The organism is Mycobacterium leprae TN (genome assembly GCF_000195855.1).
GTDB classification, from domain to species: Bacteria; Actinomycetota; Actinomycetes; order Mycobacteriales; family Mycobacteriaceae; genus Mycobacterium; species Mycobacterium leprae.
Map to the genome: position 1 here is coordinate 851,940 of NC_002677.1, position 19,082 is coordinate 871,021.

Genomic DNA, 19,082 nt, shown 5'->3' on the forward strand with positions numbered 1-19,082 from the left:
CTGGTGTCGTGACTGATCTGATCCAAGCACCGGAGAGCGAGCAGACATGGCCGGCTTCTGCGTTGGGACCGCAGCAACGTGCGGCGGCCTGGGAGCGGTTTGGCACTGAGCAGTTCGACGTGGTGGTCATTGGTGGCGGCGTAGTGGGGTCCGGGTGTGCGCTGGATGCTGCCACGCGCGGCCTCAAAGTGGCGTTGGTCGAGGCGCGGGACTTGGCTTCGGGTACGTCGAGCCGCTCGTCGAAGATGTTTCACGGGGGGTTGCGTTACCTTGAGCAACTCGAGTTCGGGTTGGTGCGTGAGGCGCTCTATGAGCGTGAGTTGTCGTTGACCACGTTGGCACCGCATCTGGTCAAACCGTTGCCGTTCCTGTTTCCGCTAACCAAACGTTGGTGGGAACGCCCGTACATAGCTGCCGGCATCTTCCTGTATGATCGCCTTGGTGGCGCTAAATCGGTTCCGGCGCAAAAGCATTTGACTCGTGCCGGTGCGTTGCGATTAAGTCCGGGCCTAAAACGCAGCTCCTTGATCGGTGGTATTCGCTACTACGACACCGTCGTCGACGACGCCCGGCACACCTTGACTGTAGCGCGCACCGCTGCGCATTACGGAGCGGTCGTGCGATGCTCCACCCAGGTGGTCGCATTGCTGCGCGAGGGCGACCGAGTGATCGGCGTGCGGGTTCGCGATTCGGAGGATGGCGCGGTTACTGAGATCCGCGGCCACGTTGTGGTCAACGCTACTGGGGTCTGGACCGACGAAATTCAGGCGTTGTCCAAGCAGCGTGGACGATTCCAGGTGCGCGTGTCCAAGGGTGTGCACGTAGTGGTACCGCGGGACCGGATCGTCAGTGACGTCGCGATGATCCTGCGCACCAAGAAGTCGGTGATGTTCATCATCCCGTGGGGTAACCACTGGATCATCGGAACGACCGATACTGATTGGAATCTCGACCTGGCCCATCCCGCGGCCACCAAGGCGGATATTGACTACATCCTGCAGACGGTCAATACTGTGTTGGCTACCCCGTTGACCCACGCCGACATCGATGGGGTGTATGCTGGGCTACGCCCGCTCCTCGCCGGGGAAAGTGATGACACTTCCAAGTTGACCCGTGAACACGCGGTCGCGGTGCCGGTGGCGGGTCTGGTCGCGATCGCCGGCGGCAAGTACACCACGTACCGGGTGATGGCCGCCGACGCGATTGACGCCGCGGTTGCATTCGTTCCGGCCCGGGTAGCTCCGTCGATCACCGAGAAAGTAGGTTTGCTGGGCGCCGACGGTTACTTTGCGTTGATCAATCAGGTCGAACACGTCGCCGCGTTGCAAGGTCTGCACCCCTACCGGGTGCGTCATCTGCTGGACCGCTACGGCGCGCTTATCGGTGACGTCTTGGCCTTGGCGGCTGAAGCACCCGACCTGCTCAGTCCGATTCAGGAAGCTCCGGGCTATTTGAAGGTGGAAGCCCGCTACGCTGTAACCGCCGAGGGCGCCTTGCATCTCGAGGACATCTTGGCCCGCCGGATGAGAGTCTCTATCGAATATCCACACCGCGGCGTCGCCTGTGCCCGGGAGGTGGCCGATGTGGTCGCTCCGGTGTTGGGTTGGACGGCCGAGGATATCGATCGCGAGGTGGCGACTTATAATGCGCGGGTGGAGGCCGAGGTACTGTCGCAGGCCCAGCCCGACGACGTGTCGGCGGACATGTTGCGAGCCAGCGCACCCGAGGCGCGCACCAAGATCATCGAACCGGTGTCGCTAACTTGAGCGGACAGTTAAGTGTCGCGGGGACCCGCGCGAAAGTGCTGAATGGAGAAGTCGTCTATTCGGACGGTGAGGCTACCGTGGTGCCCAGCGGGGCTAGTGTCTTATTGTATCTTATTGTAATAGTGACCTGCCGGATGAAGTGTCTGTGCTTTTTGCAATCCCGGTGCTGCATCAAGACACGGACATCGTGGTGGTTAGTAAGCCGAACTTTTTGGCCACTATGCCGCGGGGGCGACACATTGCGCAGGCCGGGCTGGTGCGGTTGCGCTGAGAACTGGGGTTGCCGGAGCTAAGCTCGGTCCACCTACTTGGTCGGCTGGCCGCCGAGGTAGCTGGCTGTTCATCACCCGCCGTTAGTTGCATGACCGATGCCAGACACTGTTTTCCCACGGTGTGGTGCGCAAGAAAGATCTACCTGGCTCGTGCAGCGAGCGATCCGGCCTTAGTATTGCCGTGCTTGGTCCGAGGTCGCATCGTCAAGCATCGGGGCAACTTGCAGGGGTTCTGCAAGCCCGGTGTGCCTAACGCGGAGACGCTGGTGGAGCTGATTTCGTCGAATGGGCTATGTCGGCTGACTCCGCATACCGGACGACCCACCAATTGAGGCTGCACATGGTGTCCTGGGGGTGTGCAGATTGTGGGCGATCCGTTGTATTCCAATATCGTTTACGTCTCTGCTGACGATTGCAGTGCACCGTTGCAGTGGTTGGCGTAGCGCATTGAGTTCGATGATCCGGTCACTGGGGCGTGTTGCGAGTTAGTCAGCCGCCGAGAACTAGTCCGGTTATCGGGGCCAATACCGTCTTGGTTGACAGTGTAACTTCTGTCTTTTCGATGAAATCGGTTGCTGAATTGCGTCGTTCGATTCTGGAAAGGCGTAGTTACAACGTTGGAAAAGGCCATCGGTAAGTTCAACCCTGACCGCACCCGGCTGCCTTGAGCCCAAGGCATTTCGGCGGTACTATCTGCCGCACTATGGCGGAGTCAGTGGGCAACTGGATGATAGTTTCCGGCCCCAAGATGCCCAACGAGCATGCAGTGGCCCAGGTTGTAGGACGGGGCGCAGCGGCTTGAATGTGGCGCGATGGCTAGCGTCCGTCGTTCTCGCAGTCTGTCTGGCTGGATGTGTTGGGCGCCAGGTATCGGCCAGTTCTCGCGATCAGCCTGGGACTTTTCAATTCGGCGGCTTGAATCGAACCTACGTGCTGCACGTTCCGCCAGGCTCTCCTGTGGGCCTGGTGCTCAACCTGCACGGCGGAGGCGGCACTGGAGCTGGGCAGCAGGGCCTTACCGATTTTGATGCTGTTGCCGACTTAAACAATCTGCTGGTGGCCTACCCTGACGGTTACGATAAGAGCTGGGCCGATGGACGAGGGGCATCGCCGGCGGATCGTCGACATGTCGACGACGTCGGTTTCTTGGTTGAGTTGGCGGCCAAACTGCAGAGTGACTTCGGTGTTGCCCCCGGCCATGTCTTTGTCACCGGCATGTCCAACGGGGGTTTCATGTCCAACAAGCTGGCGTGTGATCGTGCCGATATGTTTGCCGCTATCGCCCCGGTGGCCGGAACATTGGGCGTCGATGTGGCCTGCCATCCGTCGCAACCGGTGTCGGTTATGGACGCGCATGGAACCGATGATCCGCTGGTGCCGTTCAACGGTGGGGACGTGCATGGTCGCGGCGGGGTCAGTCACGTGGTCTCGGTTACCAATATGGTGGAAAAGTGGCGCACGGCCGATGGGTGTCAAGGCGATCCGTCACAACAGGAATTGCCTGACGTTGGGGACGGAACATTCGTCCGCCGCTTTGATTACACTGTGTGTGCAAATTCCGCCGAAGTGGTCTTCTACAAGATCAACAAAGGCGGTCACACTTGGCCGGGCGGCAAGCAATATTTACCCAAGGTAGTCATCGGGTCCACCACGTGCGTGTTCGACGCATCGGAAGTTATCGCGCAGTTTTTCCTGACGCATGCTCGCAGCTAATTCGAGCAATCGCCGGGCGCTGCCAGCGGGCCGCCACACCAGGGCCACGACGGAATATTGACTACTGGTTATCGGAAGGAACTATGCTGCAACGCATTTACGCCCAGAAACTGATGTCGGCTTGACTCCACCAGACCATATCCGAGATGCGAAGCATTACGGCCACGCCAACTCCTGTTGGTTCGCGCCGTCGTCGTGTTGCTTGTCGTAGGATCGGCTTGGTTGAACGTGGCTTTGTGCTGGCTAGGCCGTGGTGGTTTGTTGGGCCAATCCGGTTACGGGAATAATCCGCGGAGGCATCCGCCGGGTCATCGTCGACAAAGCGTCGTACACCGCCACGTCAGAGGTCTCCATCACCGCGATGTCCTGGTACTAGCAATCTAGGTTTTGTTCCTAACGGTCCGCGATCTCAGCAGTGTGTTGCCTCGATATCGCGGCGTGTCAATATGCGACCGGCCAGGTGTTCGCCCAGCGTGATATCCGTCTCGGGCGTAGCTAAAGTCGGCCTCGGTCGGGTCTGGTGCTGTGGGTGCGTGACGCCGTAGCGGCTCAGCCACGGCGGTCGGCGTGCGGGGTGTGCCGGAGCGAAACTCTTGCGGGTGCCAGTGCCGGCGAACAGCGTCAACGGTGCGGACTCGGCGGCGTACAGTGCGATCCTGCCGTCATTACCTGAGATTGTTCCGGCACTCGACGGATTACCTCGTCGGTTGTGAGCAGCTTGTCGAGCATCACCGGGGTATAGTCACGGACTCGCGGGGTCAGCACCAGTGGTTCGATTGCCGAGGTCGGCATCCGCCACCCTGGCCAGCTGATCTATGACGGACGTCAGCTCATCAAGACTGCAGTGGCCCGAAGACATTGTAATACAAGGCCAGTAGAAAGTGCGCGTAAGCTGCGGTGCTAACCGACTCGACTTGGGCACGCAGCTGGTGCTACACCGAATTGTTGCCGCATTATGCGGCAACAATTCGGTGTAGCACCAGCTGGTCGTCAGAGTTACCAGCAGGCCCAGCACATCGGTCTTCACCTGCAGGCCGGTTCAGCCTACGGGTGACGCTGTGGTGAATGGGGTGTGGGTGCGGCGCGTAGCGGCGCAGCCGCTTACCCCAGCGGGGTGGCTACTTCTACGGTGAAGATGACAGGAACGCTGACCGGACCCGTCGCTACGACTCCGTCGTGCAGCTGGCCGATGTCTTCCGATGGCCACTCACCCCAGCTGCTGCCGGCGAACGACACCGTTAGCGCGTGCCTAGCGGCGTGCACGCCCTCCAGCCATCCGTGGATGTCAGAGCACCCGTTGGACCAAGCGGCGGCATCAGCTGCGGTGAGCGGACCCAGCAGTCGCAGCAAATCCGCGATCGCTTCGGTGTCGTGACCGACCCGGTTATCCAACAGGTTCTGTAACTGGCGCTCGGTTGCGGTGATGACCTCGGGATTGCATAGCTCGCGCAGTTCTACGTGGTCGAGTAGCTGTCCAGCGAGAGCGCCGCGACGCTCGGCAAATAGGGATATAGAGCCCTCGTGCATGAACGTTCCGGTGTAGCCGAACACCAGTGACGCTGTAAACGGTAAGAGTTTCGCCGTTTTCGTTTTTGCCTACTCGGACCTGGCGCAAAGCGATGCCGGTCATCAGCTCGACCAGGTCGGGGACGTCGTAAACGTCCTGTAGGCATTTTCGGACGGTCTCCAGCACGATGGGAAAGTCCAGGATATTTGCGGGTTACTTCCAGTAACTGGGCGGGGCGCTGGCACTGGTTCCACAGCGGCGAGCAGCGGCCGGGGTGCCGGCGGGCAGCAACAAAGCGTGGGCCGCACATTCCCGGAACCGGCACCGTAAACAGCGCTGAACCGCCCACTTCTGCGGTGACAATCGGGTCGGTCTCCATCGGGGTCGAAGACAAACAACTTGGCGCCTTGCGGATATCGAAGGCGAAGGCAGACGTGAAATTAGGAAAGAGCGGTCCGGCAATTAAACCACGATGCCATAGTCGGAGGCAGTCGGCTTCTGGTCGGGTCTGTAGCGTGTCCCCGCAGCCGCCGACCCACCGCCAGCGCCAGCGGCTCGTGTACTCGCAGCCAATACGGCTAATACAGGATTCACCCTCCAGTTGCTAAGTAGTCGCGGAATCGCTTGACCGAGCAGAGTGGTGTCGGTGTGTAGTGTCAAAGTGGTGGTGCGCTGGTCGTCCAGCAACACCCACAGGTTGGCGGTCGCGTAATAGTCGAAATTCGAGTCAGCGCAACGCTTGCCGAATGTGTCGTGGTCCAGGCGGGTCAGTGCTCCGGTCGCGGCGCCGAGTTGGGCTGGGCGGACGACATTATCGCTGCGTCAGAACGACAATTGGGCCGGTTGGTCCGGCGTGGGGATGACCAGAACGCGGTCGTGGGTAGTCTTTTCTCGGTGATCCGCCAGCTGGGGGCTCCCAGCTAGATAACGTCACCAGCGCGGTGATGCATACACCATCTCTTCGTCTAGGTCGCTTATTCGCGAAGGACTGTCCGGATAGCTGGTTAGATACATGCTGAACAGCCCGCGATCGGGAATGGCGCCAACGGAGGTGACAGCCAGCCGCTGCGCACCAGGCCGCGCGGTCGTAGACCAACAGCGTTCGCAGCTCGGCGAACTCGGTAGATGTGATATTTGCTGCTCAAAAGGTCCAGGTGTGGGCTCGTAGAAGCTGTGCGGCAGCACCGCGGATGGGATGTCCTGGCCCGGACGGTGTTGCACCACTAGCCGGCGTCCAATGGTTTAAGCACGGCTGTCGTCACGGTCTGTTGGTCCAGAATATCGAGCGGGCTGGTAGGGCTACACGCATCGTCTCGATCTGGTTGGCGAGAGCCCGCTGGGTGCTGATCGCGGAACCAGTCAGGTCGGTACGGTACTTGGGGAACAGCACCCCCGCATGGTATCTTACCGACGCGATTTCTGGCTCGCCCAATGCGTTGCAGGCCGCTGGCCACCGATAGTGGTGCCTTCACGTGTTGTATCACCAGATCGATTGCGCCCATGTCGATGCCCAATTCCAAGCTTGAGGTTGCTACCACCGCCTTGAGATGTCCGCGTTTGAGGCTCTATTTCGCCCTGTGCGCGCTTGCTTCTTGTTGACCGAGTTTGTTGTGAGCGCGTGCCAGTCACGGGGGCGCTGAACGTAGCCGATGCGCCGGTGTGCTGCCGGGTATCTGAGGGTTAGCCTCCGACGCCGACAAAATGCCGGACCGTTCTGCGTGAATTTCGTTGATCTGTATGGTAAGCCGCTCTGCGGTTCGGAGTGAGTTGGCGAACACGATGGTCGAGCTGTGTGATTTCATCACATTGGCCAAGTGTGCCTCGATGTAGGGTCAGATGATGTTATTTGCCAAATTGGTCATATCAGGTACAGGAACAGCCACTGTGAGTTCGATAGCCTTGGTCGATGGCGGAGCCATGATCGTGGTTGGGTTAGTAGGGGGGACTAGTCCAGACAGGAACCACGCGAGCTCTTCGGGCGGACGTACGGTTGCAGACAAACCCTGCGCTGTACAGGCCGACCTTGCTGAAAGGCGTGTGACAGGTCGTCGAGCCGCTTCAGTGGCAGGGCTAGGTGTGCGCCCCGCTTTCCGCCGGCGATGGCGTTAATCGTCGTCGACGGTCACCGTCTGTATGCCGACCAGCGTCTCGCGCGTGGTCGAAGTCAGCATCAAAAGCAGTGACTCCGGGGTGGTGATCAGCACATCGGGTGGCTGGGCAAGCAGTTGGCGGTAGCGTGCCGGCGGGGTGGCACCGGGATTGGATCCCGACGTGGATATCGGGCCCGCTCCGGGCGGTATGCTAGGCGATCCGGGTGAGCTCTGCCAGGTTGGGTACGCAAGTTGCGTTCGATGTCGACTTCTAGCGTCTTAAGTGGCGACACGTACAGCCAAGCGAGTTATCGCCGGCCGGTACGACGACGTGACGGTGGCCGCACAAACTAGCGATGGTTCACAGAAAGGCGGCCAGTATCTCACCTGAACCGGTTGGGGCGATAACTAACGTGTTATGGCTATCCGCGATGACTTCCCAGGAGCTGGCCTGCGCCGTGGTTGAGATGTCGAAGGTGCTGGTGAACCATTCGCGGGTGATCATGCTGAACTGGCCCAACGAGTTTTGGGTACGGGGGGCAGGGACTGATTAGGTGACGTAGTGCTCGCCTAGCCATGGTGTCAGTGGCGAACGACAATTCTGCAGACGAAAGCACCTCATCTGCGGACTATTGCGGCGGCTGACGCGCGATCGCCATCGCATCGGCCAGTTCTTTGGAAATCTCGGGCACCCGGGCGATGGCGTCCAGCAGCGCATGCGCGCAGGAGTCGGCAAGGCGATCGGCGTCGGTCGATGGGTCCATGATTCGTTGCCGGCACACTTCGAACGTAAACGCCAGCCAGCCGTGCACGATTACCCGCAGGTCTCGCTCGATATCCGGATGCAGTTTGGACTCCGGTACTACGCTCACTACATCCCCAATCCGGGACATGATGTGTTCCATCTGGCGGTTCTTGGCTTCGTCGTCAATGCCGAGCAGAACCGGGTCAGAACGGCCAAGACCGACGTAGGCTGCCCATGCAGCCTCCGGATTCTGCTTGTGGTAGGCCATATAGGCCAGTACACCGACGCGCACTTCTTCGAACATGGTCAAACCAGCAGGAGGCGGAATGTTCGTGGCCGCGTACAGTCGATCAGCTTCGTCCTTGACAACCGCGGCGAAGAACGCGCGCTTGTCAGGGAAATAGTGATACATCAGCGCGCGCGACACCCCCGCACGCTCGGCGATCTCATCGATGCGGACTTCGTCATAGGGTCGCTTCCCGAACACTTCTGCTCCCAGTGCCAGCAGCTCAGCACGCCGATCCTCGGGAGATAAACGCCTCCTGGCTGTGGTCATGTGACAGAATATTACCCATGGCGGGTATACGACCTGCGGGTGCGTGGACTCAGCCAAACTCTTACCTATATTTTATACTCTGCGCTAGTGGCAACTCGTCGGAGTAGTTGACGGTGTTGGTGGAGCGCCGCATGTAGGTCTTCTGCGCGTCTAAACTAACTTTCTGCCCGCTGCCGGTTTGCTTCTCGCCGCCAATCTTAGCGTCCGATGTGCCGATGTTGACGTTGGTGATACCGCAGTCCGGTCCATTTACGGAGCGCTCCTCCTCACGTAGGTTGATAGTGAAGGTTGACGATAAAAGTCCTTGTGACACAGTGTTATTAAGCGAGATCGCTTCGTCAAAATTGTCGTAGGTCAGCGTGTAGAGGATCGGTGTAAACGTTTCGGTGGTCACGATGGTGGTCTGCGACGGGATTCGGATCACGCCGGACAGCAACGCACCTAGCGTCGACAGGTCGCTTATAGGACAGCTGCCTACCACGCGGAGACCAGGTGCGCCACTACGTTGTCGGCCACTAAGCGGTGTATGATAAGAGTTTAGACAAAATGGTGTAAAGATGACCGGCGGTGCCGACGTTGGCAAAAGCGATGCCGGCACCGCCAGGTCCAGGTCGGCCTACGGCGTCACGAGGGCTACGTTGTTGCCACCACCTCCAGCAACGCTAGCCCGAACGGCGCCGCGACGCGTGGACCAGCTTGTTGATCCATTCGCACCGACCCGGTGGCCGGGACACAACGCTATCCGATGATCGTCGGCCAGCTGCCCCGTTGAGCTCGTAGTCGCTATACAATTAGGCTGCTGACCGCTGCTGGCGCACCGCCGTCTGCGGTGGCTCGCCCAATCAGCACCTGGCAGGCCGGTCCTGTCAACGGTGTCAGCTTCGAGGGCTTCCACACCACGGTGATGCCACACACCAGTGCTATTGCCACGTTCCACGTCCAGACTGCGATTGGGAAGTTGAACGCTGTGATCGCACCGACTACGCCAAGCGGATGCTAGTTATCTATAACCGATGGTTAGGGTGCTACGATACGCTGGTCCAGCCGTAGAGTTGGCTCTACAGGATGACCGTGAATTGGACTTTGATTTTCCTGGCTTTCTCCATCCTCCTCGGAAGCGATATTTGTCTACCTCGATTGTTACTAGCGTGGCGGGGTCGTTCTTGTGTGCGGGTGAGTAGTTAGCCGAGCCGGACTACCAGGACACCGTGCACTGGCATCGGTGTGCTTCGCTAGGACCAAAACGCCTGGGTGGTATCCGCGATCGTGCGATCCTCCTACTCGGGTGTGGTTTGTGCGATGGTGAGCAGGACCTCGCTGGTAATCGGTGTGCTGGGGGTAAGCCGCGCTTGCCTAGTTTTCCCAGCGTTGCGTGGGTTCCGTTCGAGCTGCCGATCGCTGTGAGGGCCGTCTTGTTTACCCGGGTGCGTAACTCGTTTGTGGTCATAAGTGCCGTTCTTCCCCATCGCTCCGTGCCTCGCAAGCAGGTGGTGCCCCGCTGCATCGTCGTCGGCGCGAGTTGACACGCTAACTGGGGTGTTTCCTTGGAGAGCGTTTCGTATAGCGCGTACGGGTCGTGAATGTTGTGGGCTATAGCCCTAGCCAACTGCCTGATGTCGTAACTGGAATCGTAGGAAGCGTCCTCGGCGGCAAGCAGGAAATCCTGGTGGACAATCGGGGCCTACGGGGTGTCACTGCGATAATAGGCTCAGTCTTTGAGTGGCTATTTTTTCAGCAGTCGACGGAAAGTATTTGCTCCACACTGTGGCAGTGTCGGCAGTTTCCATAACAGCGTCGTAACGTTCGCGGCTCTGCGGCGTCAGTGCGACACCGCACGCTTCGATTTCTCCGAACCGCACCTGAAGCTGTCTTTGGGTGAGGGTGGCTTGATACCTGGACCGTTCTAACGGAACAGGTTTGGCTCGGCGAATGCACGAAACGAATTCTGTTGCAACAGCACATCGGGTCCGTGGGTGCATGCTGGTTCCTGTATGGCATCGATCATAGTTATGCCACGAGCAGTCATACTGTTGTGTAGATAGTCGATGTCGGGGACCCGCGGGGTCAGATGATTGATGTAGGTGTAGCCGACGCAGGCGATGTCGGAAGCCATTGCCACACTCGGGATAACTCGCCGTACCAAGACTTCTTGACAGGTTCGCGCAATAGCACGAATAGCGCTACCGCTTCAGAGAAAAACGGACGCTCCTGGATCGGGATCGGCGTCACAGTCGTCATCCGGCGGCGATTTGTCGGGTCTGAGCCAACAATGCGGGGTCGAACAGTTGACGTTGGCCCAGGAAGGTTTTCTACACAGGTGCGCCGACTGGCTTCGAGGTATCGGAGAATCGCGGGTGGCTAGCATCTAGGTGAAAAACCGGAACATGTTGTGCTCCAGATCATTTACATCGATAGATCGAAAATTATTGTACGACAATGGAATGAGAGACTATTCGGAACGAAGATCGTAATAGTCGTCCGGCAACATGCTGAACGCTACGAAGAGGTCAGCGACGGCAGTCAATTCGTCCGGGTTGCCTACACGGATAGAGTCGTGTCGCTTAGCGGTGACCCGTTACATTGAAGCGCAACACTGTACACGCCAATGGCGTGTCAGGTAGTTGGAGGTGACTTAGGCTGCTGACTGCGACCAGCGTGGCGTATGCGGGCACCTCGCTGGGCTATATGGCCGACAACTCGGCAGCGAATCGTACACAGTTGCCAGGCAGCCAGCTGTATTGGGCTCATGCGGAGACGCTGCGATAGTCTCCGGTCATGGGTGAAACCCAGATGACGCCAACTGGATCTTGATGTGTGAGCTGGTAGCTGACGGGCACGCCACTTTGTTGGAGTTGGCGGACTGTCGGTTTCGGCGGTTCAGGAGCGGACGCGCAGGTTGGAGTATCGCGTTGTGGCGTCTGAATATTCGGGGCTGATCAACCAGAAGGCGGTTGGGTAGCTGCTGTTGGCGTTCGTGGCAATCACTCCTCGTGATCTGTCTTAACCCGATGATGCGCCCACCCGCCTGGAGCACATCGAGGAAATCGAGTCGTGTCACTCGGTGGTCGGTGAAGAAAGCTACATCTTGCTAGTACGTGTCGCGTCTGCACGTGCGCTGGAGGATCAGCTGCAAAGGATCCGGGCAGCGACGAATGTCACGATCCGAAGTACGGTAATACTAAAACTATTTTTACAGCCACAGGTAGCACATACCCGGAAATTTTACTACATAAATATGAAATACAATGTAAAATTCTGTAAAAAAACCACTAGCATCATGCTACAATTGCTGTTTTAAGATCGGTTGCATTCGTTGGTCCACAAACAGAACCAGACCAGGTGCATGACGCGCTTGCGCACAGCATTCTGACCGGCTTTTTCGACCTGGTACTGGTTCTGACCTGCTCGATCGGCTCGTATCTGGTCGATGTCCGAACCGGTCAGTGCTATTCCGACCTGTTCACCTTCTACGCTTCATAGGCACCGGACATAAATCATCCGGCGCTGGTCAAGAACAACGAAATCTGTGCTGAACTCATAGCGGTGGTGCTGAACAAGCCCAGTAATTTCGACGTGTACTCGGTGGCAATGGCCAGCTTGGTCGAGACCTTCGGGCGCGTGCTGGGTGATCCGGCCTTGCCGCATCTGTTCTTCATCGAAGGTGATGTGCTGGCGGTGGAGAACGCATTCAAGTGTCGCGTTCGCCTGGACGGGTCGGTACAACGAAGCCTACGGTATCGATCCATTGCTGGGCACTCGGGTGCTGCACTTGCGTGGGGTATTTCGCGGCCGCAGCGGCTACACTTTGCCGCTCACCAATACCAAGTCTATTGCCGTGGCCCGGTTCTAGACATTCGACTGGAGATGCATTTACGTGCCTTATATCTGGTTTATCTGGTCCGGAGTCGATTTGGATGTGCTAGAAGCCGAATCACTGAGTCAGGTGCGCGCGGCATTTTAGACACACCTGTACTCCATCGCTTTACTTTCTGGCCGAGCTGATCCACGGGGAAGGTAGCGACCGACATTTTCGGCCAGAGTTCTTCGTGGCGATGCGTGAGTTGCGTGACTAATACAATGCTCTGCTGATTTTCGACGAGGTGCAGACCGGCTGTGGGTTGATCGGAACCCCTTGGGCCTAAAAACAATTGGATATGCAACCCGACGTAGTCGACTTCGGCAAGAGGACGCAGGTGTGTGGAGTCAAGGCAGGTCACCGAGATGACGAAATTAGCCGACAATGTGTTACGGTCTCTTCCCGGATCAACTCGACGTGGGGCGGCGATCTTACCGACCTAGTGTGCGTCCGACGGATCCTTGAGGTGATCGAAACCGAGGGGTGGTTCGAATCTGCGGCTCAGCAGGGCAGCTACTTTGCGCGCTTGGCTCGGCGAGTTCGCCGACGATTTCCTGGCACTGATTCTCGACTCGAGCGGCCGCAGCCGGTCGGATGTGTGCTTTCAACATGCCGACCAGTGCCGGTCGCGACAGAGGTGATCCGCCAGCTGTTGCTACCTGCGGTGATCGTGCTGCCCAACGGCAACGATGGCGTATGGTTGCGTCCCGCCTTCCTTGTGGTCACGCGGCTGATCGCTGGCCGTGTGCGGCGCGTTGCAGGCGCTGACGAGGCCGTGACGGTGGGTCGCCAAACGGGTTTGCCTTTTTTGGGATTGTTGTGGCGGATCTATGGGACCAGAGCGACGTTGTAGCGGCCAACAACCGGATATGAGGTTTGCGGGGGATGGATAAAGTACGTGAACGATCAGGTGGTGGTGATCATCTGGGTAGGAGGACGGTGAGGTTCGCGCCGCGATCCGGTTCGCCATGTTGGCTGCAGTAGCCGGCGTTGGCTTCCTGATCGCGGCCGCGTTATGGGTCAGCCCCTGCGGGGGAGCGGGCATCGACGCGGTGGCCTGTGACCGCCTCAGCTGACGTTGCTAGCGTTCGGGGGTCCGCTGATTTTGTTCGCCGCGGGGCTTCGTGCGTGCCTACTTCGTCTGGCACGACCGGGGTACCTGGTGGTGCTGGGACGGCGCCGGCTGGTTTTTGTTGACGCTGATGGTGTTAACGCTGTTTTTAGGTGTGCCGCCGATTGCCGGCTCGATAATGGCACTTTGAATCGTCCGCTCTCTCGCCAAACCTGTTCTGTGAATTCTACCGCTGATGCTAGGTCCTTGGTCTTGCGCAGGCGAAACGATGGGACGAACAAACGGGACAGAAGTAGCTATGGGAGACACCTATCGTGATTTGGTCGACCATTTGCGGACGACACGGGTCTTCGTTGGTGAGTTTCTGATCGACGTACTGCACTGACTTGGTAACCTTTTTGTCGTGGCGGCTATGATCGGTATGGTTAGCCAGTCTTGCGGCCTTCGGGACCGGAAATCATAACCAGGGCATGACGGTAAGTGTAGTCGCGATCACCGTGACGGTGCTCGTCTTGCTAACGAGCACCGGTGGATCCGCAAGATCGCAGATCGGTGGTACCCCGAACATCCCGAAGTCCGCTGGCTAGTTGCGACCAGTGTCCTAGCGTGATCAACTCGCGGTTGTTCAGCGTCGACTAGTCTGGGGTGGTAAAAAATCTTTCGCTCTTTCTTTAACTTCATTTAACGGGCAGCCGGGATTTCGTGACGTGCTTTGCCGCCGCTACAGGTCGCCAGTCCTGCTGGACACTGGCGGGAACCTAATATCCGTGGGTTTTACCAGTCGTATCGAGCGGATATCACTTTGTACACTGTGATGAGTGACCACCGTGGTCCCGGTGATAACCTCGACGTGAACACGTTGCGCGCTCGCTTCCGTGTACATCAGGTACGCTCCGTATCCGGTGGAACACTCAACGGCAATCATGACTAACCGACTCGAAGGCGGACTTCTCACTGGGACTGGGAGTAATGTCAGTCAGATGTTGCCAGGAGAACAAGTGAGTAATGCGGAATTACGTCCCAAACCGGGGATAACGAGGTCACCGCTCTGTCGAACTGCATGTTGCCACGCATTTGGAGCACCTGGTGTTGCTCCAAATCTTGGTCGGTGTGATCGGCACCTTTGAAGACCTGGATTTTGGCGCTGTGGCGAACTTGCTGCTGGCGGTAGACGAAGCATACATACGGTTGGTCCGCTCGGCAACTTCGGACTCAACGCTCGTTCTGGTGGTCGATTCACGCGACGACGAATTGGTGGTGGAGGCTTCTGCGATTTGCGACACCTACGATGTTGTGGCAGTTGGCATTTCCTAATGTCGTTGACCGACCATGTACAGACTTGCCACGGCCCTATAAAACCGGCAGCCTTTTTAAAGGCACGAAGGGCGGCTCTGCGGCCGGTGACAGTGCGAGCTACCGGCGATTAGACTTCGCCGCCTTAACGAATACGCCGAGTCCCGGAGATGTTTCGTAAGCTTGCCGTATCCACCGCCGACTCAGCGGAGTCCTGACGCCTCCGGTAGGAGATTGTGGAGCGCTGCTTGTCGCTGGTTGGTCACATCGCCAGGAGGTTCGTAGGCCGCGACGCACCGTGTGACGACTTTGTCCAGATCGTGCGGGTCGGATTGGTCAATTCGGGTAGTGCGTTTCGACCCCGAAACCGGGATCAGATTTCATCTTGTTTGTGGTGCCTGCGATCATGAGTGAGGGTTCGACGTTACTTCCGCGACAACAGCTCTGGTCGGTCCAGGTTCCCCGGCGTCTGAAGGAACTGCACTTACAACTTGGCACAGCGACGGCTGAACTGTCACAACGTCTTGACCGGGCGCCCACCGCATCCGAACTCGGCATGGATCGTAACGAGGTTGTCGAGGGGCTGGTTGCCGGCAGTTCCCAGAACACCTTGTCCATCGACAGCGGCAACGATGACGACGACGTCTGCGCTATCGCCGATACGTTGGGCGACGTGGACGCAGGCTTTGAGCGGATCGAAAATCGGGAGGCGCTATCTCTATTGCTTGAGGTGTTGCCCAAGTGGGAACGATATGGCATTTAGTGCTTCGCGTTTCGAGTCGATGACGCAGATTGCTGAGAGGGTAGGAATTTTACAAATCGATGTGACATTGGCTGTTGGCTACATCGCTAGCGCGGCTGTGGGACCAGCTAGAGTAGGCCAGCCTTACTTGATCTCGGCGAGCACCGTGCCTTGAGTGATGGCCGTGCCGGCTTCGACCGCCAAGCCCGTTATGATACCATCTTTATGTGCGGTGACTGGGTTCTCCATCTTCATAGCCTCGAGGACCACCACTAGGTCGCCTGTCATCACTGTTTGTCCCTCCGCAACGGCGACCTTGACTACGGTGCCCTGCATGGGCGCGGTCACCGCGTCACCGGAGGTCGCTGCGCCGGTGTGTCCACCGCGCTTGCGCGGCTTGGGTTTTTTGCGGATAACACCGGCTGGATTGCAGCCGGCCGGGTTAGCTAATGCGAGATCGGCGGGCAGCGAGACCTCGAGTCGGCGGCCGTCGACCTCGACGATCACCGTCTGTTGTGGCCTGGTGTCCTCTTCGTCGAGGGGCTGGTTGTCGATGAAGGGTTCGATGGTGTTATTCCACTCGGTTTCGATCCAGCGGGTGTGCACCGAGAAGCTGTTGTTGTCGCCGATCAGCGCCGGGTCGGATACCACAGCGCGGTGGAACGGGATGACCGTGGCCAGGCCTTCGACCTCGAATTCGTCCAGTGCGCGGCGGGCGCGCGCCAGTGCTTCCTGGCGAGTGGCGCCGTGCACGATCAGCTTGGCAAGCATGGAGTCGAACTGGCCACCGATTACCGAACCGGTCTCTACCCCGGAGTCCAATCGCACGCCGGGACCGGTGGGCGGGTGGAACTTGCTAACAGGCCCCGGCGAGGGCAGAAAGTTGCGTCCTGCGTCCTCGCCATTGATTCGGAACTCGATGGCGTGACCGCACGGGATAGGATCCTTGATCAGTTCGAGCTTTTCGCCGTTGGCGATCTTGAACTGCTGCAGCACCAGATCAATGCCTGTGGTCTCTTCGGTGACCGGGTGCTCAACTTGAAGGCGGGTGTTGACTTCCAGGAACGAGATTAGGCCATCCTGGCCGACAAGATATTCTACCGTCCCAGCGCCGTAGTAGTGGGCCTCCTTGCAGATTCGCTTCGCGGATTCGTGGATTTCCTTACGCTGGGCGTCTGTTAGGAACGGCGCCGGCGCCTCCTCGACCAGCTTCTGGAAACGCCGCTGTAGCGAGCAGTCCCGAGTACCGGCGACGACAATGTTGCCGTGCTGATCGGCGATTACCTGCGCTTCGACGTGTCGGGGCTTATCTAGGTAGCGCTCAACAAAACATTCCCCGCGGCCGAACGCAACGGTGGCCTCACGCACCGCCGATTCGTATAGTTCGGAAATCTCCTCGAGGGTGCGGGCCACTTTCATGCCCTTGCCGCCGCCACCGAAGGCGGCCTTGATCGCGATCGGTACCCCGTGTTCTTTGGCGAAGGCCACCACCTCGTCGGCGTTTTTGACCGGATCCGGGGTGCCGGGCACTAGGGGAGCCTGTGCGCGGGCGGCGATATGGCGGGCGGTGACCTTGTCGCCGAGGTCGCGGATCGATTGTGGGCTGGGCCCGATCCAGATCAGGCCGGCGTCGATGACGGCCTGGGCGAAGTCAGCATTCTCGGCAAGGAACCCGTAACCGGGATGGATCGCGTTGGCTCCGGATTTTGCAGCGGCGTCGAGGATCTTACCGAAGTCCAAGTAGGACTCTGCGGAAGTGTGACCTCCCAGCGCGAACGCTTCGTCGGCCAGCCGCACATGTGGCGCCTCGGCGTCAGGCTCGGCGTATACTGCCACGCTAGGCAGTCTCGCATCGCGGGCCGCGCGGATCACCCGGACAGCAATTTCGCCGCGGTTGGCGACGAGAACCTTGGCGATCCTCGAGCTGGCGTGACTGGCCACTGCGCCTCCTGTTTGGCGGTATTTTAAGGGATTTTTTACAATTATGTCGCGGGAAGTCTAAGCGTCGTGTCGGCGACGCGACCAGGTGGTGGTGGGGGTAACCGGTCTGTTTAGAATGGCTGATTGATCCGGGCAAGCATCGCCGACATTCCGCGTAACTGCAGCGGGCTGATCAGAGCAGCTACGCCCGGCCCGACATAACATAATCGTTGGGTACCGTTAGGTGTAGCGGCGGATTGGTGGTCTAAGTCGGCGACTAAGACAGCGGCCAACCCACGGGTGGTCGGCGCTTCGGCCGGAGCGCTGAAGTACAGGCGCACCCAGCTTCGGTCGTGTGGATCGATGTATCGATGTGCAGAAAAAGCGAGGTCGGTATTCGGGCGCCGGCTCCATCGCTGCTTCGGCCGAGTCGGCGTGCAGGGCTGGCAGGTCATCGGCAAATTCCAGCAACAGTTTTAGCTCGTCCTGGCCTCAGACTTCGTCGAAGTCTGAGGCCAGGACGGCCGAGGGCGCGGGTATTCTCACGGAATGGCTATCAGACAGGTACGGCTCCGGGGCTTTCGCCTGCAGTGATCGGCACTCGTACGGTGTTCCCCCACTCGGTCCACGAGCCGTCATAGTTACGCACTCCCGGTTTGCCCAGCAGATGGGTGAGTACGAACCAAGTGTGGCTGGATCGCTCGCCGATGCGGCAATATACGATGGTTTTATCGTTTGGGGTGATGAAGTCATAGAGCCGTTCCAATTCTTCGCTGCTGCGGAATCGACCGCTTTTGTCGACTGTCATTTCCCACGGGATCGACCTGGCGGTGGGGATGTGGCCGGCTCGCAGCACACTTTCTTCGGGGGAGTCGGGCATTTCGGTGCATTTGCCGGTGTACTCGTCGAGGGATCGCACGTCGATCAGCGGCTGAGTGCCGAGGATGGCCAACACGTCGTCTTTGAATGCGCGGATGGGTGCGTCGTTCCGGTTTACCACGGGATAGCTGGTCGATGTCTTATTCGGCACGGCCAGGCTGGTATCCCGGCGTTCGGCGAGCCATAGATCACGACCGCCGTTGAGCAGTCGCACGTCGGGATGGCCGAACAAGGTAAAGACCCACAGTGCGTAGGCCGCCCACCAGTTGCTCTTGTCGCCGTAGATCACCACGGTGTCGTCGCGGGCGATGCCCTTGCGGTTCATCAAGTCGGCGAATTGCTCGCCAGTGATGTAGTCACGCACCTTCGGGTCATTGAGGTCGGTGTGCCAGTCGACCTTCACCGCGCCAGGAATATGTCCGACATCGTAGAGCAGTACGTTCTCGTCGGATTCGACTATAGCCAGACCGGGTTTGCCCAGATGGAAGTACAGCCAATCACCGGTTACTAGCCGTTCGGGGTGGGCGTAAGCCGACAGGGAAGGGCTTGGATCTGTGGGTAGCGGCACACCTTAAAGCTTACTCATCCTGATGTTGTTGGTGATCATGCTTAGAGTCTGAAGCGCTGATGTCCATTGGGCTATGTCAGTCTGGTATCTCGGGTAGTCCGAG

The 19,082-nt window shown here is 58.8% G+C and carries 12 protein-coding genes and 10 pseudogenes; 10 read left to right on the forward strand and 12 right to left on the reverse strand.

The genetic code is table 11. The features are described from left to right. The first annotated feature begins 8 nt into the window (after window positions 1-8). The 3 genes and pseudogenes from ML_RS03605 (at window position 9) to ML_RS03615 (ending at window position 3,751) form a co-directional block, all read left to right on the forward strand. Window positions 9-1,766, forward strand: coding sequence for a glycerol-3-phosphate dehydrogenase/oxidase (locus tag ML_RS03605; RefSeq protein ID WP_010907888.1), 1,758 nt, complete (start codon window positions 9-11; stop codon window positions 1,764-1,766). Next, window positions 1,763-2,586, forward strand: a pseudogene (locus ML_RS15255) (pseudouridine synthase). The gene ML_RS03605 and the pseudogene ML_RS15255 overlap by 4 nt, the downstream one beginning before the upstream one ends. Window positions 2,587-2,836: 250 nt before the next feature. Continuing rightward, the gene (locus ML_RS03615) at window positions 2,837-3,751 is read left to right on the forward strand and encodes an extracellular catalytic domain type 1 short-chain-length polyhydroxyalkanoate depolymerase (RefSeq protein WP_010907889.1); all 915 of its coding nucleotides are present in this window, start codon (window positions 2,837-2,839) and stop codon (window positions 3,749-3,751) included. 621 nt (window positions 3,752-4,372) lie between these two features. On the opposite strand, the gene ML_RS17805 is transcribed toward ML_RS03615, so the two are convergent. The 4 genes and pseudogenes from ML_RS17805 to ML_RS17820 form a co-directional block, all read right to left on the reverse strand. Further along, complete coding sequence (locus tag ML_RS17805) at window positions 4,373-4,543, reverse strand: Lhr family ATP-dependent helicase (RefSeq protein ID WP_306455860.1); 171 nt, start codon at window positions 4,541-4,543, stop codon at window positions 4,373-4,375. A 309-nt stretch (window positions 4,544-4,852) separates the two neighbouring features. Next, on the reverse strand, window positions 4,853-5,302 hold the full coding sequence (locus ML_RS17810; RefSeq protein ID WP_049769695.1) for a hypothetical protein: 450 nt from the start codon (window positions 5,300-5,302) through the stop codon (window positions 4,853-4,855). A 94-nt stretch (window positions 5,303-5,396) separates the two neighbouring features. Continuing rightward, a pseudogene (locus tag ML_RS17815) lies at window positions 5,397-5,444 on the reverse strand (hypothetical protein); the annotation flags it as partial. Window positions 5,445-6,481: 1,037 nt separating this feature from the next. After that, window positions 6,482-6,760 carry a hypothetical protein gene (locus ML_RS17820; RefSeq protein ID WP_064482976.1) on the reverse strand — a complete coding sequence of 93 codons (279 nt, stop codon included), beginning with the start codon at window positions 6,758-6,760 and terminating at the stop codon, window positions 6,482-6,484. 944 nt (window positions 6,761-7,704) lie between these two features. Here ML_RS17820 and ML_RS17825 point away from each other — a divergent pair. Further along, window positions 7,705-7,902, forward strand: a complete 198-nt coding sequence (locus ML_RS17825) for a hypothetical protein (RefSeq protein WP_330944638.1) — start codon at window positions 7,705-7,707, stop codon at window positions 7,900-7,902. 75 nt (window positions 7,903-7,977) lie between these two features. On the opposite strand, the gene ML_RS03625 is transcribed toward ML_RS17825, so the two are convergent. From ML_RS03625 to ML_RS19810, 5 genes and pseudogenes are all read right to left on the reverse strand, one after another. After that, entirely contained in the window at window positions 7,978-8,649 is a 672-nt protein-coding gene (locus tag ML_RS03625) for a TetR/AcrR family transcriptional regulator (RefSeq protein WP_010907890.1), read from the reverse strand. A 61-nt stretch (window positions 8,650-8,710) separates the two neighbouring features. Next, window positions 8,711-10,096 (reverse strand): annotated as a pseudogene (locus ML_RS17830) (aldehyde dehydrogenase family protein). A gap of 244 nt (window positions 10,097-10,340) precedes the next feature. Continuing rightward, window positions 10,341-10,628: a 2-oxoadipate dioxygenase/decarboxylase family protein gene (locus ML_RS19800; RefSeq protein ID WP_438501726.1), complete on the reverse strand. Its 288-nt coding sequence runs from the start codon at window positions 10,626-10,628 to the stop codon at window positions 10,341-10,343. Then, window positions 10,553-10,762 (reverse strand): 2-oxoadipate dioxygenase/decarboxylase family protein, encoded by a 210-nt coding sequence (locus ML_RS19805; protein ID WP_064430272.1) that lies wholly within the window; start codon window positions 10,760-10,762, stop codon window positions 10,553-10,555. The genes ML_RS19800 and ML_RS19805 overlap by 76 nt, the downstream gene beginning before the upstream one ends. A 336-nt stretch (window positions 10,763-11,098) precedes the next feature. Then, a complete protein-coding gene (locus tag ML_RS19810; RefSeq protein WP_231846775.1) occupies window positions 11,099-11,173 on the reverse strand; it encodes a hypothetical protein in 75 nt (24 codons plus the stop codon). A 286-nt stretch (window positions 11,174-11,459) separates the two neighbouring features. On the opposite strand from ML_RS19810, the pseudogene ML_RS03645 reads away from it, so the two are divergent. From ML_RS03645 to ML_RS03670, 6 pseudogenes are all read left to right on the forward strand, one after another. Beyond that, window positions 11,460-11,854: pseudogene (locus tag ML_RS03645) on the forward strand (Lrp/AsnC ligand binding domain-containing protein); the annotation flags it as partial. Between the two features lie 80 nt (window positions 11,855-11,934). Further along, window positions 11,935-13,286: pseudogene (locus ML_RS03650) on the forward strand (aminotransferase class III-fold pyridoxal phosphate-dependent enzyme); the annotation flags it as partial. A 104-nt stretch (window positions 13,287-13,390) separates the two neighbouring features. Beyond that, window positions 13,391-13,767: pseudogene (locus ML_RS03655) on the forward strand (hypothetical protein). A gap of 108 nt (window positions 13,768-13,875) precedes the next feature. Beyond that, window positions 13,876-14,187: pseudogene (locus ML_RS15280) on the forward strand (protein UsfY). Window positions 14,188-14,633: 446 nt separating this feature from the next. Continuing rightward, window positions 14,634-15,004: pseudogene (locus tag ML_RS03665) on the forward strand (anti-sigma factor). Then, a pseudogene (locus ML_RS03670) lies at window positions 15,000-15,749 on the forward strand (sigma-70 family RNA polymerase sigma factor). The pseudogenes ML_RS03665 and ML_RS03670 overlap by 5 nt, the downstream one beginning before the upstream one ends. Before the next feature lie 7 nt (window positions 15,750-15,756). Here the strand turns inward: ML_RS03670 and ML_RS03675 are convergent. The 3 genes and pseudogenes from ML_RS03675 to ML_RS03685 all read right to left on the reverse strand — a co-directional run bounded on the left by ML_RS03675 (window position 15,757) and on the right by ML_RS03685 (window position 18,979). Next, complete coding sequence (locus tag ML_RS03675) at window positions 15,757-17,553, reverse strand: acetyl-CoA carboxylase biotin carboxylase subunit (protein WP_010907891.1); 1,797 nt, start codon at window positions 17,551-17,553, stop codon at window positions 15,757-15,759. A gap of 110 nt (window positions 17,554-17,663) precedes the next feature. Next, window positions 17,664-18,078, reverse strand: a pseudogene (locus ML_RS03680) (SufE family protein). Between the two features lie 10 nt (window positions 18,079-18,088). Continuing rightward, window positions 18,089-18,979 (reverse strand): sulfurtransferase, encoded by an 891-nt coding sequence (locus ML_RS03685; protein ID WP_010907892.1) that lies wholly within the window; start codon window positions 18,977-18,979, stop codon window positions 18,089-18,091. Window positions 18,980-19,082 lie beyond the last annotated feature (103 nt).

Coding starts and splice junctions, on each gene's coding strand:
- ML_RS17825 (WP_330944638.1), top strand. CDS start 7,705: ATGGTTCACAGAAAGGCGGCCAGTATCTCACCTGAACCGGTTGGGGCG.
- ML_RS19805 (WP_064430272.1), bottom strand. CDS start 10,762: ATGGCTTCCGACATCGCCTGCGTCGGCTACACCTACATCAATCATCTG.
- ML_RS03625 (WP_010907890.1), bottom strand. CDS start 8,649: ATGACCACAGCCAGGAGGCGTTTATCTCCCGAGGATCGGCGTGCTGAG.
- ML_RS17805 (WP_306455860.1), bottom strand. CDS start 4,543: ATGCCGACCTCGGCAATCGAACCACTGGTGCTGACCCCGCGAGTCCGT.
- ML_RS19800 (WP_438501726.1), bottom strand. CDS start 10,628: ATGCACCCACGGACCCGATGTGCTGTTGCAACAGAATTCGTTTCGTGC.
- ML_RS17820 (WP_064482976.1), bottom strand. CDS start 6,760: ATGGGCGCAATCGATCTGGTGATACAACACGTGAAGGCACCACTATCG.